The organism is Pantoea sp. SO10 (genome assembly GCF_005281435.1).
In the GTDB taxonomy this organism is placed as follows: Bacteria; Pseudomonadota; Gammaproteobacteria; order Enterobacterales; family Enterobacteriaceae; genus Pantoea; species Pantoea leporis.
The window spans coordinates 2,632,209-2,645,542 of sequence record NZ_CP040095.1 but is presented as its reverse complement, the minus strand read 5'-3'; the positions used below and the strand labels follow the sequence as shown (position 1 = coordinate 2,645,542).

Annotated in this window: 13 protein-coding genes; 11 read left to right on the top strand and 2 right to left on the bottom strand. The window is 56.1% G+C overall.

Annotation, left to right across the window (positions count from 1 at the left end):
* Window positions 1-163 precede the first annotated feature (163 nt).
* Window positions 164-1,522 carry an APC family permease gene (locus FCN45_RS12305; RefSeq protein WP_101763400.1) on the top strand — a complete coding sequence of 453 codons (1,359 nt, stop codon included), beginning with the start codon at window positions 164-166 and terminating at the stop codon, window positions 1,520-1,522.
* A gap of 193 nt (window positions 1,523-1,715) precedes the next feature.
* Here FCN45_RS12305 and ygbI read toward each other — a convergent pair whose 3' ends face one another.
* On the bottom strand, window positions 1,716-2,477 hold the full coding sequence (gene ygbI, locus FCN45_RS12300; protein ID WP_137386091.1) for a DNA-binding transcriptional repressor YgbI: 762 nt from the start codon (window positions 2,475-2,477) through the stop codon (window positions 1,716-1,718).
* 259 nt (window positions 2,478-2,736) lie between these two features.
* Between ygbI and ltnD the strand changes: the two genes are divergently transcribed.
* The 5 genes from ltnD (at window position 2,737) to FCN45_RS12275 (ending at window position 7,781) form a co-directional block, all read left to right on the top strand.
* Window positions 2,737-3,645 carry an L-threonate dehydrogenase gene (gene ltnD, locus FCN45_RS12295; protein WP_101763402.1) on the top strand — a complete coding sequence of 303 codons (909 nt, stop codon included), beginning with the start codon at window positions 2,737-2,739 and terminating at the stop codon, window positions 3,643-3,645.
* A gap of 2 nt (window positions 3,646-3,647) precedes the next feature.
* Window positions 3,648-4,907 carry a 3-oxo-tetronate kinase gene (gene otnK, locus FCN45_RS12290; RefSeq protein WP_137386090.1) on the top strand — a complete coding sequence of 420 codons (1,260 nt, stop codon included), beginning with the start codon at window positions 3,648-3,650 and terminating at the stop codon, window positions 4,905-4,907.
* Window positions 4,904-5,530, top strand: coding sequence for an aldolase (locus FCN45_RS12285; protein WP_137386089.1), 627 nt, complete (start codon window positions 4,904-4,906; stop codon window positions 5,528-5,530). The genes otnK and FCN45_RS12285 overlap by 4 nt, the downstream gene beginning before the upstream one ends.
* The gene (locus tag FCN45_RS12280; RefSeq protein ID WP_137386088.1) at window positions 5,530-6,309 is read left to right on the top strand and encodes an HPr family phosphocarrier protein; all 780 of its coding nucleotides are present in this window, start codon (window positions 5,530-5,532) and stop codon (window positions 6,307-6,309) included. The genes FCN45_RS12285 and FCN45_RS12280 overlap by 1 nt, the downstream gene beginning before the upstream one ends.
* Before the next feature lie 119 nt (window positions 6,310-6,428).
* A complete protein-coding gene (locus tag FCN45_RS12275; protein WP_137386087.1) occupies window positions 6,429-7,781 on the top strand; it encodes a GntP family transporter in 1,353 nt (450 codons plus the stop codon).
* A 128-nt stretch (window positions 7,782-7,909) separates the two neighbouring features.
* On the opposite strand, the gene sbcB is transcribed toward FCN45_RS12275, so the two are convergent.
* On the bottom strand, window positions 7,910-9,331 hold the full coding sequence (gene sbcB / locus FCN45_RS12270) for an exodeoxyribonuclease I (protein WP_101763407.1): 1,422 nt from the start codon (window positions 9,329-9,331) through the stop codon (window positions 7,910-7,912).
* Window positions 9,332-9,533: 202 nt separating this feature from the next.
* On the opposite strand from sbcB, the gene dacD reads away from it, so the two are divergent.
* The 5 genes from dacD to FCN45_RS12245 all read left to right on the top strand — a co-directional run bounded on the left by dacD (window position 9,534) and on the right by FCN45_RS12245 (window position 13,310).
* On the top strand, window positions 9,534-10,700 hold the full coding sequence (gene dacD / locus FCN45_RS12265; RefSeq protein WP_210421282.1) for a serine-type D-Ala-D-Ala carboxypeptidase DacD: 1,167 nt from the start codon (window positions 9,534-9,536) through the stop codon (window positions 10,698-10,700).
* A 308-nt stretch (window positions 10,701-11,008) separates the two neighbouring features.
* Entirely contained in the window at window positions 11,009-12,067 is a 1,059-nt protein-coding gene (locus FCN45_RS12260) for an FUSC family protein (RefSeq protein ID WP_101763409.1), read from the top strand.
* A 161-nt stretch (window positions 12,068-12,228) separates the two neighbouring features.
* Entirely contained in the window at window positions 12,229-12,549 is a 321-nt protein-coding gene (tmaR, locus tag FCN45_RS12255) for a PTS system regulator TmaR (RefSeq protein WP_008110563.1), read from the top strand.
* 141 nt (window positions 12,550-12,690) lie between these two features.
* The gene (locus FCN45_RS12250; RefSeq protein WP_007891008.1) at window positions 12,691-12,879 is read left to right on the top strand and encodes a type II toxin-antitoxin system HicA family toxin; all 189 of its coding nucleotides are present in this window, start codon (window positions 12,691-12,693) and stop codon (window positions 12,877-12,879) included.
* A 17-nt stretch (window positions 12,880-12,896) separates the two neighbouring features.
* The gene (locus tag FCN45_RS12245; RefSeq protein ID WP_101763410.1) at window positions 12,897-13,310 is read left to right on the top strand and encodes a type II toxin-antitoxin system HicB family antitoxin; all 414 of its coding nucleotides are present in this window, start codon (window positions 12,897-12,899) and stop codon (window positions 13,308-13,310) included.
* The last annotated feature ends 24 nt before the right edge of the window (window positions 13,311-13,334 follow it).

Sequence of the window (13,334 nt, the reverse complement as noted above, 5' to 3'; positions counted from 1 at the left end):
ATGGGACTGTTTAACATTGCACCAGCGCAGGCTGGTTCTCGCTTCCGTGATGACTACGGCGCCGCGACAATCGTAAACACTAATATCACTTCTCACTGCAGCAAATTGCGCAGTAGCCCTGTAGCCCAACCGATCGCGGTTGTCGTCTGCGGGGGCCTGAACAATGTCGCTTAACACCTCTGCCGCACCTCAGCGTGCACACCTGAAAAAATCTCTGACCCTGATCCCGGTTGTCATGATGGGCCTGGCGTACATGCAGCCAATGACCCTGTTTGATACTTTCGGTATCGTGTCTGGATTGACCGACGGCCACGTCGCCACCGCTTATGCTTTCGCCCTGATCGCGATTCTGTTTACTGCCGTGAGCTACGGCAAGTTGGTACGCCGCTTCCCATCTGCGGGCTCCGCTTACACCTATGCTCAGAAGGCAATCAGTCCGCACGTCGGCTTTATGGTTGGCTGGTCATCACTGCTGGACTACTTGTTCATGCCGATGATCAACATCCTGCTGGCGAAAAGCTACTTTGAGACGCTGGTGCCGGGCATTCCGTCGTGGATTTTCGTGGTGCTGCTGGTGGCCTTTATGACCATCTCCAACCTGCGTGGAATCAAAACCGTTGCCAACTTCAACAGCGTGATCGTGGTGCTGCAGGTGGTAGTGATGGTAGTGATTACCGGTATGGTGGTTTACGGTGTGGCACACGGTGTTGGCGAGGGGACATTGACCAGCAGCAGACCGTTCTGGTCTGAGAATGCGCACGTAGTCCCGATGATTACCGGTGCGACCATTCTCTGCTTCTCGTTCCTTGGTTTTGACGGTATCAGTTCGCTGTCAGAAGAGACCAAAGATGCTGAACGCACGATCCCGCGCGCAATTTTCCTCACCGCGCTGATTGGTGGTGTGATCTTTATCGGTGTTTCTTACTTCCTGCAGCTGTACTTCCCGGACATCTCGCGTTTCCAGAATCCGGACTCTTCACAGCCAGAGATCATGCTGTTCGTGGCGGGTAAAGCGCTGCAAATTGGCATCCTGATCTTCTCGGTGGTGACGGTGCTGGCATCCGGTATGGCCGCGCACGCAGGCGTTTCACGTCTGATGTACGTGATGGGCCGCGATGGCGTGTTCCCGCAGCGTTTCTTTGGCTTCGTGCACCCGAAATACCGCACGCCGTCACTGAACGTGCTGCTGGTGGGCGCGGTCGCGCTGATGGCGATCAACTTCGACCTGGTAACCGCAACTGCGCTGATTAACTTCGGTGCGCTGGTGGCGTTCACCTTTGTGAACCTGTCGGTGATTGCGCAGTTCTGGATCCGTGAGAAGCGTAACAAGACGCTGAAAGATCACATCAACTATCTGGTGCTGCCGGTGATGGGTGCCCTGACAGTCGGTGCGTTGTGGATTAACCTGGAAGAGACCTCCATGGTGCTCGGCCTGGTGTGGGCAGCGATTGGTATTATTTACCTCGCCTTTGTGACCCGCACCTTCCGCAACCCGGTTCCGCAGTTCAGCGAAGAAGTGTGATTTGATCGACGTCGCTGTCCCCCATCCCGGCCTTCCCCCGCAAGCGGGGGAAGGAGACGCTGCCACATGCACCTCCTCACTCGTATAGAGCACCATCTTCCTCCCCCATTTATGGGGGAGGACCGAGGAGGGGGACAGCAAGCACGGACCAGGGATAGGGGACAGCGAGCACCGACCGAAGGGACAGCACGCACTATCCCGCCAACACCAACTCCCAACTCCCCGCACCTAACGCCTCGCGTCCCGCTTTACTCAACCCCGCATCGGTAATCAAGGTATCAAACCGCTCCAACGGCAACGCCAGATGCGTCGCAATCTTGTTGTACTTCGAACTGTCGCTTAACAACACGCGCTTACTACTCACATCGCTCGCCGCCAGCTTCACCGGCACCTTATCCTCATCCGGCGTAAACAGCCCGCGCGGGCCCCAGCAGGACGCGGAGATAAACGCGATATCAATCGCCAGCTGGCGCAAACTCCTGGCGGCCGCTTCACCGACGCTGGAACGGTTCTCACGACATACCGTGCCGCCGGTGTGAATCAACTTGCAGCCGCTGCTCTCCATCAGCAGGCGCGCAATCACGAAATCGTTGGTCACCACCAGCAAGTCATCACGCTCAAGCAACTCGCGCGCCAGCGCCAGTGTGGTAGTGCCGGCATCGAGATAGATGCAGCTATTACGCGGAATATGACGCGCGGCATACTGCCCAATCGCCATCTTCTCGCCGCTGTACATATTGGTCTTCGCCAGATGCGACGGCTCCGCCGCCAGACGATCTGCTGAGCGCACGCCGCCCGAAACAGACAATACCGCACCTTGCTCTTCCAGCTTCTGCACATCGCGACGTATCGTCATATGCGACACACCCAAGCGCTCAGTGAGCTCGGCAATACTAACCACGCCGCGTTCGCCAACCAGCGCTAAAATTTGTTGATGACGTTCAACTGGAATCACCTTGCTCTCCCTGAATTATCATTTTTTCACATTGTAGATCATCGATTCACAGCCCGCAGCACAATTTATCTTGCCGTAATCTAAGCAGAAATCCCATCTGGACTGACTTCGAAGCGCTCACCTCCGGCTGTGAATCCATGTTAATCATTGAGCAGCTAAGTTAATTTTTGTGATATCACGCACGTTTATTCGCCACTGACTGCGGCAGACTTAACATCAATGAACAAATTATCACTTAAATTAACAATGGAGGTTTGCTATGTCAGCAACCGTGAATAACATCGGCGTGATTGGTTTAGGTTCCATGGGCATGGGTGCAGCGCAGTCTTGCATCCGTGCAGGATTAAATACCTGGGGTGTTGATCTCAATCCGCAGGCGCTGGAAACCCTGCGTCAGGCCGGTGCACGTGATGCGCAAACCTCCGCTGCCCGCTTTGCCGCTGAACTCGATGCGGTGCTGCTGCTTGTGGTGAACGCCGCGCAGGTTAAAGCAATCCTGTTCGGTGAGAACGGCGTGGCGGCGCAGCTCAAGCCCGGCACCGTGGTCATGGTCTCTTCTACCATCTCTTCACAGGATGCGCAGGCGATTGAACAACAGCTGGCGCAGCATCAGTTGCTGATGCTGGATGCACCGGTTTCCGGCGGCGCAGCCAAAGCCGCAGTCGGCGAGATGACGGTGATGGCGTCCGGCAGCGATGAAGCTTTTGCCCTGCTCAAGCCCGTGCTGGATGCGGTGGCGGCGAAAGTCTATCGCGTGGGCAGCGAAATCGGTCTCGGCTCAACCGTTAAAATCATTCACCAGCTGCTGGCGGGCGTGCACATTGCCGTCGGCGCTGAAGCGATGGCGCTGGCCGCGCGCGCCGGGATTCCGCTCGACACCATGTATGACGTGGTGACCAACGCCGCCGGAAACTCATGGATGTTCGAGAACCGCATGCGTCACGTGGTGGATGGCGATTACTCGCCGAAATCAGCGGTCGATATCTTCGTTAAAGATCTCAATCTGGTGGCGGATACCGCCAAGTCGCTGCACTTCCCGCTGCCGCTGGCTTCTACTGCGCTCAATATGTTTACCGAAGCCAGCAACGCCGGCCACGGTCGTGAAGATGACAGCGCAGTGATCAAGATCTTCAGCGGCATCACGCTGCCGCAGGCGAAGGAGCAATAATCATGCGTTTAGGCGTTATTGCAGACGATTTTACCGGCGCAACCGACATCGCCAGTTTTCTGGTGCAGAACGGTTTGCCGACCATCCAGTTCAACGGCGTGCCGGAAAGTCATGACGCGCTGAGCGCGCAGGCGATTGTTATCAGCCTGAAGTCGCGCTCATGCCCGGCGCAGCAGGCGATCGATCAGTCTCTGGCCGCGCTGCAGTGGCTGCAACAGCAGGGCTGCGATCGTTTCTATTTCAAATATTGCTCCACCTTTGACAGCAACGAGCAGGGCAACATCGGTCCGGTAACCGATGCGCTGCTGGCAGCGTTGGGCGAAACGCAAACGGTGATTTCGCCGTCGCTGCCGGTTAACGGTCGTACGGTGTATCAAGGCTATCTTTTTGTCGCCGATCAGCTGCTGTCTGAATCGGGCATGCGCCATCATCCGGTAACGCCAATGACCGACAGCAATCTGGTGCGTTTGATGACGCGGCAGGCCAAAGGCCAGGCCGCAGTGATCAACGCCGCGCAGCTCGATCAAGGTGCTGATGCGGTGCGTGCGCAGCTGGATACCCTGAAAGCGCAGGGCATCAACTATGTGGTGCTGGACGCGCTGCACGAGCAGCATCTGCTGACGCAGGGCGAAGCGCTGAAAGAGACGCGTCTGGTGACCGGCGGTTCAGGCCTGGCGATCGGTATCGCCCGCGCCTGGGCAACGCAGCAGCAGAACAGTGATGCTGAACACGCCGGGCGCCCACAAGGCGATCGCGCGGTGGTGATCTCAGGCTCCTGCTCGCAAATGACCAACCGTCAGGTGCAGGCGTATCGTCAGCAAGCGCCCTCGCATGAAGTGCTGGTGGAGCGCTGCCTCGATAACGCCGAAAGCTATGCGCAGGAACTCTGTGATTGGGTGGCAGCCAATCATCAGTCCGAACTGGCACCTTTGCTGTTTGCTACCGCCGATGCCCAGCAGCTGCAGGCCATTCAGCAGCAATACGGCGCAGCGCGCAGCAGTGAAGCGATTGAGCAGCTGTTTGCCGCAGTAACCCGTGAACTGAAAACCCGTGGCTGGCAGCGCTTCATCGTTGCTGGCGGTGAAACCTCGGGCGTGGTGGCACAAAGCCTTGGCGTTACCGCATTCCACATTGGCCCGATGATTTCACCGGGCGTGCCGTGGGTACGCGATATCCATCAGCCGCTGTCGCTGGCGCTGAAATCAGGCAACTTTGGCGACGAACAGTTCTTTGCCCGCGCACAACAGGAGTATTCAGCATGACGGAACAACAAGCACGCGAAGAAATGGTACAGCTCGGTGCGTCCTTCTTTCAGCGCGGTTACGCCACCGGTTCAGCGGGCAATTTGTCGCTGCTGCTGGAGGATGGCAACTTGCTGGCGACGCCAACCGGCTCCTGCCTCGGCGAATTGCAGACCGATCGCCTGTCGAAAGTGACGATTCAGGGCGAATGGATCTCCGGCGACAAGCCGTCGAAAGAGGTGGCTTTTCACCGCGCGCTCTACCTGAACAATCCCGCGTGCAAAGCGGTGGTGCATCTGCACAGCCACTATTTGACGGCGCTCTCCTGCCTGAACGATCTCGACACTGAAAACTGCATCCGTCCGTTCACGCCGTACGTGGTGATGCGCGTCGGCGATGTGCCGGTGGTGCCCTATTACAAGCCGGGCGATCAGCGCCTGGCTGACGATCTGGCCAATCTGGCCTCGCGCTATAACGCCTTCCTGCTGGCCAATCACGGTCCGGTGGTGGTGGGCAAATCCCTGCGCGAAGCTGCCAATAACACTGAAGAACTGGAAGAGACCGCGCGCCTGATGTTTACGCTCGGTGACCGCTCGATTCGTTATCTGACCGATAGCGAAGTCGCGGAATTGAGGAATGTTTAATGCCTAAGTTTGCAGCCAATCTATCTACGCAGTTCGGTGAGTTGCCGTTTATCGAACGCTTTGCCGCCGCGGCCAACGCCGGTTTTCGCGCCGTTGAATTCCTGTTCCCGTATGACTTTCCGGCCGAGGTGATTAAAGCCGAGCTGGAAAAACATCAGCTGGAACTGGTGCTGTTTAACACCGCTGCGGGCAACGTGCAGGCGGGCGAGTGGGGCGTATCCGCCATTCCGGGCCGTGAACAGGAAGCGCGTGCCGATATCGATCGGGCACTCGAGTATGCGCTGGCGCTCAACTGCCGGCAGGTGCATGTGATGGCGGCAACGGTGCCAAACGGTGCCGATCGTGCAGCCTATGAAGAGACTTTCGTGCGTAATATGCATTATGCCGCCGAGCGTTTTGCGCCGCACGGTATTCGCCTGCTGCTGGAAGCACTTAATCCAGTGACCAAGCCGAATTATCTCTACGCCAGCCAGTATCAGACGCTGGCGATGATGACGCGTATCGATCGTGCCAACGTCTTTACCCAGCTCGATCTGTTCCATGCACAGCTGGTGGACGGCAATCTGACGCATCTGATTCGTGAATACGCTGGTCGTTATCGCCATATCCAGATCGCCTCTGCGCCGCATCGCCACGAGCCGGATGAAGGCGAGATCAACTATTCCTATCTGTTCGACCTGCTGGATGAAGTGGGTTACGACGGTTGGGTGGGATGTGAATACATCCCGCGCGGCCGCACTGAAGCTGGCCTCGGCTGGTTCGCGCCTTACGCTAAATAATTTTTGTTTAACCACCCAGCACAGGGATTTTCAGCACTGTGCTGGGTAAGTCATACCTTAATCCGTCAATACCAGATAGAGCTGTACCCAAACTATACTAATTAAATCAGAGGATTATCATGTCTACCGCGTTGTTGTTAGCCATTGCTACCGCCAGCATTGTGATCTTGCTGCTGCTGGTGATTAAAACCAAAGTTCACCCCTTTGTGGCGCTGCTGATTGTCAGCTTGCTGGTGGCGATTGCGACCGGCATTCCAGCCGACAAAATTATGGAAACCATCTTTAGCGGGATGGGTAACTTGCTGGGGCATATCACCATTATCATCGTGCTGGGGGCGATGCTCGGCGCAGTGATTGAAGCCTCGGGCGGTGCCGAGTCGCTGGCGCAACGTTTCAGTAAATCGCTGGGTATCAAGCGTACCGTGGCGGCGCTGACCATGGCGGCGTTTATCCTCGGCATTCCGGTGTTCTTCGAAGTCGGCTTTATCATCGTGATTCCGCTGATTTATGGCTTCACCAAAGTGGCGCGCGTGTCACCGCTGAAGTTTGGCTTGCCGATGGCGGGCGTGATGCTGACGGTGCATGTGGCGCTGCCAACCCATCCCGGCGCGGCGGCGGCAGCGGGCATTCTTCACACTGATATGGGCTGGCTGATGATGCTCGGTATCCTGATCTCGATTCCGGTCGGTATCGTCGGTTATTACGTCGCGAAAGCGATGAACCTGCGTCAATATCATCTTTCCGTTGATGTATTAGAACAGCTGCAGCTGGCGAAGCCGGAAGGCAAGCCGAAGAACGACGCGCCAGCGCCGGGTGCACTGACCATCACCGGCCTGATTGTTGTGCCGATTCTGTTGATCGTCATGGGCACCGTCGCGCACACCACGCTGGCTGAAGGCAGCACGCTGCGTGCGGTGATGACGGTGATCGGTACGCCAGCCATTGCGCTGCTGATTGCGCTGGGACTGGCGGCGTGGCTGCTCGGCGTGCGTCGCGGCTGGAGCAAAGAGAAATTGGAAGATCTCACCGGACGTGCGATTCCCAGCTCCGCCAGCGTGATTCTGGTGGCGGGCGCGGGCGGCGCGTTTGGTAAGGTGCTGGTGGAATCGGGCGTGGGCAAAGCGCTGGCGTTGACGCTGGAAACCTTGCATCTGCCATTAGTTCCGGCGGCCTTTATTCTGTCGCTGGCGCTGCGTGCTTCGCAGGGGTCGGCAACGGTGGCGATTTTAACCACCAGCGGCTTGCTGAGCCAGGCGGTGGGCGATGTGACGGATATGCAGCGCGTGTTGGTGACGCTGGCGGCCTGTTTCGGCGGGTTAGGCTTGTCGCACGTCAATGATGCGGGTTTTTGGGTGGTGACGCGCTATCTGGGCTTGTCAGTGGCCGATGGCCTGAAGACCTGGACGGTATTGACGACGGTGATGGGGCTGAGCGGTTTCGCACTGACGTGGCTGGTGTGGGGGATGATTTAAGGGTTTTCCCTCACCCTAACCCTCTCCCACAGGGAGAGGGAACCGATCGTGCACTCACGCCAGCATTTGGCAGCGTCTTCCTCTCCCTGTGGGAGAGGGCCGGGGTGAGGGCATCAAATCGCAGAGGACTAAGACACCAGCTCCTGCGCATACAAATAGAGCGCCTTCAGCTGCGCCATCTTCTCCGTATTTCCCTCATGCAAACTCGCCAGCGACTCCAGCTCCAACAGGAACGCCTGCACGCGCTCGGCATTCAGCGCTTCGCGGCGATGCTGCAACCAGCGCTGCTGTTCGGCGTCATCCAGGGTGCCGGGGAAGTTGCGCGCACGGTAGCGGAACAACAATTTAGCAATGCGCTTATCGTCGAAGGTCAAATCCAGCGCCGGTAAATTCTGCGGCGGCGTCTGGCGGATGATATTCATGCCAGCGCGATCGGCATCGCTAAAGAAACCGTCATACAACTGCGCGTCAACATCATCTGACGGGGTAAACGGCTCGGCGTCGGCAAACAGCGCCACCACTTTCTCACGCACTTCCGCGTGGTCACGCAGCAGCTTGAGGTTTGCAAGGCACTGCTGACGATCGATGTTTAGGCGCGCGGCATCTTCCGGACGCAGCGTGCTGGCAGGCGCCAGCACCGGACACTTATTAATGTGCACCAGCTTGATCGGCACCGCAGGCAGATCGCCCAAATCGCTGTGGCGGGTATATAAACGCTCGCGCAGTTCGTCAGATTCCAGCGTCAGCAGCGGCGACATATCACCGGCCAAATCGGCGACAATCAGCGCGTTACGGTTATCCGGATGCCACGCCAGCGGCACAATCCAGCTGGTGTTACCGCGCGCCGCACCGAACATGCCGGAGACGTGCACCAGCGGTTTCATCTGCGGGATATCAATCAGCGTCATCAGTTTCTGTTTGTTGCGATGGGTAAACAGAAACTCAAACAGCTTCGGCTGCTTCTCTTTTACCAGTTTTGCCATCGCCAGCGTGGCATAAACGTCGGACATCGCATCGTGCGCCTGTTCGTGCGCTACGCCGTTGGCCTTAGTGAGATGCTCCAGCTTGAAGCTGGGGAAGCCATCGTCATTCTCCGGCCACTCAATGCCTTCCGGACGCAACGCGTAGCAGGCGCGCATCACATCGAGTAAATCCCAGCGCGAATTGCCGTTCTGCCAGCTCCAGCCATAGGGATCAAAGAAGTTGCGATAGAAGATATTGCGCGTCACTTCATCATCAAAACGCACATTGTTGTAACCAATCACACAGGTTTGCGGCTCGCTAAACAGGCCGTGAATGCGTTCGGCAAACGCTGCCTCGGTCACGCCGCGCGCTTTGGCGGTTTGCGGCGTAATGCCGGTGATCATCACCGCTTCCGGCTGCGGCAGATAATCGTCGGCTGGCTGGCAATAAAATACCTGCGGTTCACCTACTGCATTGAATTCTTTATCGGTACGCAGGCCCGCGAACTGCGCCGGACGGTCCAGCGACGGGCTTTTACCGAAGGTTTCATAATCGTGGAATAAGAAGGTGAACTCAGAGGCGGGCACGGCGTTATCCTGGCAATGGAGAATCAACGCACAGGATAGTCGTCCATGGGTAGCAGTACAACCTCGATCATCCTCGCTGCGAGCAGGCGCGCAGCATTTATGCGCAGTTCATACTTTTTTTCAATTTATTCAGATCTGTAAGCGCTATTTGCCGTAAAACGTGCGGCGGTAAATTCATTTTTTTGATTTTGAGGAAGAAGTGTTGAAAAGGCGTCTGCTGGTAACTGTATCTGGAATAATTATTTGGGCATCGTGGGCGCAGGCTGACGACAGCATGCCGTTTCCCCTGACACCACCGCCGATTGATGCGGCTTCATGGGTGTTGATGGACGCCACCACCGGACAAATTCTCACCGCTGGCAATCCGGATGAAGAGCGTAACCCGGCCAGCCTGACCAAACTGATGACCGGCTATGTCGTGGATCGCGCTATCGATCAGAATAAAATCAGCCGCGATGACAAAGTCACTATCGGCAAAGATGCGTGGGGCGCAGGCAATCCGGTGTTCAAAGGCTCCTCGCTGATGTTCCTCAAGCCGGGCGATCAGGTCACGGTGCGCGATCTGATGCGCGGCGTGATCATCGATTCTGGTAACGATGCCTGCGTAGCGCTGGCGGATCACTTGGCCGGCAGCGAAAGCAGCTTCGTCACCATGATGAACAGCTACGTGCAGAAACTCGGCCTGTCGCACACCCATTTTGAAACCGTGCACGGCCTCGATGCGCCGGGCCAGCACACCACCGCACGCGATCTGGCGGTGCTGTCGCGCGCCATCATCAGCGGCGAGCCCGATTTCTACGCCATGTACGGGGAGAAAACCCTGACGTGGAACGGCATCACCCAAAACAACCGCAACGGCTTGCTGTGGGATCAAAATCTGCACGTCGATGGTCTGAAAACCGGCCACACCGAAAGCGCCGGTTTTAACATCATCGCTTCTAACGTTGTCGGACGTCATCGCCTGATTGCGGTGATCATGGGCGGCAAGAGCCCGAAAGGGCGTGAAGATCAGGCGCGCAAGCTGCTGGTATGGGGCCAAAACAGCTTTGATACCGTGCAACTGTTCCACGCAGGCAAAAAAATCGGTAGCGAAAACGTCTGGTACGGCAATCCGCATAAGGTCGATGTCGGCACCACGCAGGATATCTACCTGTCGCTGCCGCGCACAGAAGTGGCCAACGTGATGGCGAAATACGTTATCGATCGCAAAGATCTGGAAGCGCCGCTGAAAGCGGGCGAGCAGATTGGCGAAATTCAGGTGATGGACAAAGATAAGCAGCTGGCCAGCTATCCGCTCTACGCGCTACAGGCGGTGGAAGAGGCGGGCATCATTACGCGCATCAGCGATTACGTGAAACAGAAACTGTAATCTGTCGCGTATTTCCGCGTCATCATCGTCGCCGTGATGCGACGATGATGACACATTCGTTGTTGGCGTTGCAGACCAGAAAGGTGTGCTGGTGCGCAATGACGTGATTTTCTGATCGCCATTCATGGCAACCGTTTTAATGTGCGCACCAAACCCATTGCGTTACATCAATGTTTCTATTGAGAAAACCTGATGTAACGTCCATGTTGTATTTCAGCAAAACCTGAAAAATAATTGCGTTCGACCCTGATGATGCAGCCGTCGCCAGGGTAACATAGCGCGCAAATTTTTAGCGTTCCCGGACAACCATGTTACGCGCTGACAAGCCCATCTCGCAGATTGAGTTCTGGTTCTACCGCCACTATCGCACCGTACACGGTGTGCGTATCGCTATCGCCTTTGTGCTGTGTTTCCTGTTTGTGCGGCTCACCGACATTCCCGAAGGCACCTGGCCGCTGATTACGCTGGTGGTCGTGATGGGGCCGATTTCCACCTGGGGCAATGTGCTGCCGCGCGTGGTGCAGCGTATCAGCGGCACCTTTGCCGGACTGATTTCTGGCCTGATCGCGCTCAAGCTTGAGCTGTTTTCACTGCCGGTAATGCTGGTGTGGTGCGCCGTTGTGATGGTGGTCTGCGGCTATCTGACGCTGGGAAAACATCCTTACATGGCGCTGCTGATCGGCATCACGCTCGGCGTGGTGGTTGGCGCACCGGCCGGGGATTTCACCATCGCCATGTGGCGCGGAGGCGATGTGATTCTCGGTTCACTGATGGCGCTGCTGTTTAGCGCCATCTGGGCGCAGCGTGCCTATACGCATTGGCGCATCCAGTTGTCGGATGCGTTTATCGCCATGGCCAAACTGCATCACACCGGCTTCTCCGCCAATTTGCTGGAGAAGCCGCGGCTGAATAAACCTTTTCAGAAATTGCTGAGCAGCGTGATCAAAATGCGCGCGCTGCTGGAGCCGGCGAGTAAAGAGACGCGCATTCCGAAATCGGTGTTTGAGGCGATCCAAACCATCAATCGCAATCTGGTCAACACCATGCAGATGCAAATTGATGCATGGTGGTCGTCGCGTGAAAGCCACTTGATTATGCTCAACGCACCTACGCTGCGCCGCACCCAGCAGATGACAGAAGACACGCTGAATGCGCTGGCCACGCTGATGGTGAAAGGCGAAACCGAGCAGATCACCGCCAACAGCCACGCGCTGGAGGAGATCACCCAGGAACTGGAGCAGCTGATTGCTAATCGCAGCGGACGTTCCGAAACCACGGCGATTTACGGCTACGTTTGGCTGAGCCTTGAACAGGCGCGTCAGCTGGAGCGTATGACTGATTTAGTGCGTCTGGCGCTGCGTAAATAGTTTTCTCAGGCAAGGACTTAATGTGAATCACCCTTTCTTTGCGCTAAGATAAGCGCCAGTCCGAATTTAGCGGTGAGAATTGCAACCCTGGCGGCCAAGCCGCTAAGCTAAACGTTATGACTATTCCGCCTGCCGACGCAGGCCTCAAGAAAGGTGCCAACATGGAAAATGCCAAGCAATCATTTCAGGACGTACTGGAGTTTGTGCGTATGTTCCGTCGTAAAAACAAACTGCAGCGCGAAATCGTGGATAACGAGAAGAAAGTCCGTGATAACCAGAAACGTGTGCTGCTGCTGGACAACCTGAGTGAATACATCAAACCCGGCATGAGCATCGAGGCGGTGCAGGAAATTATCGCCAGCATGCGTGTGGACTATGAAGACCGCGTTGATGAATACATCATCAAAAACGCTGACCTCTCCAAAGAGCGTCGCGAGCTGTCGAAGAAGTTGAAAGCGATGGGCGAGCCAAAAGCGCAATAAATTTCCATTCACCACTCATCTTGAGGTCGTCATTTATGACGACCTTTTTATTTGGGAAAAAGATAACCCCAATAACTCTTCTTGCGATTTAGAGTTATTGGGGTTATCTTTTATGCTTTCAGGACGCGGTAAGGCAATGGCATGGATAGCAGATCATTAATGGCCGAGATCAAGGCCGATGGCTGGGAACTGATACGTGTAAACGGTAGCCATCACCATTTTGTCCATCCGGTAAAAAAAGGGCTGGTGACGATACCGCACCCCAAAAAGGATTTGCCGATCAAAACGGTGAAAAGTATCAGGAAACAAGCCGGACTGACTGTCCATTAATTCGAAAGAGGTGACGTATGTTTTATCCCATCGCGATTGAGGCGGGTGACCAAAGCACGGCATTTGGCGTCACGGTGCCGGATTTGCCGGGCTGTTTTTCTGCTGGAGATACGCTGGAAGCGGCGGTAACAAATGCCAAAGAGGCGATTATCGGCCATCTGGAGCTGCTGGTAGAATTAGAGCAGGACATCCCGGCGGTTTCTGAATTGAAATCGTTGATGAAAGATCCGCAATATGCAGGTTATGTTTGGGTACTTATTGATGTGGATGTCACTCGCATTTTGGGCGGGTCCGAGAAAATCAACGTAACCTTGCCAAAACTGCTGATTGATCGCATTGACCGCTGCGTAGCAACGCATCCCGAATTCAAAACCCGTTCAGGTTTTTTGGCGCAGGTCGCGCTCGAGCGCATTGCGAAGACCCGTTCATAAGCTGCGTCGGGCACCCATTTATGG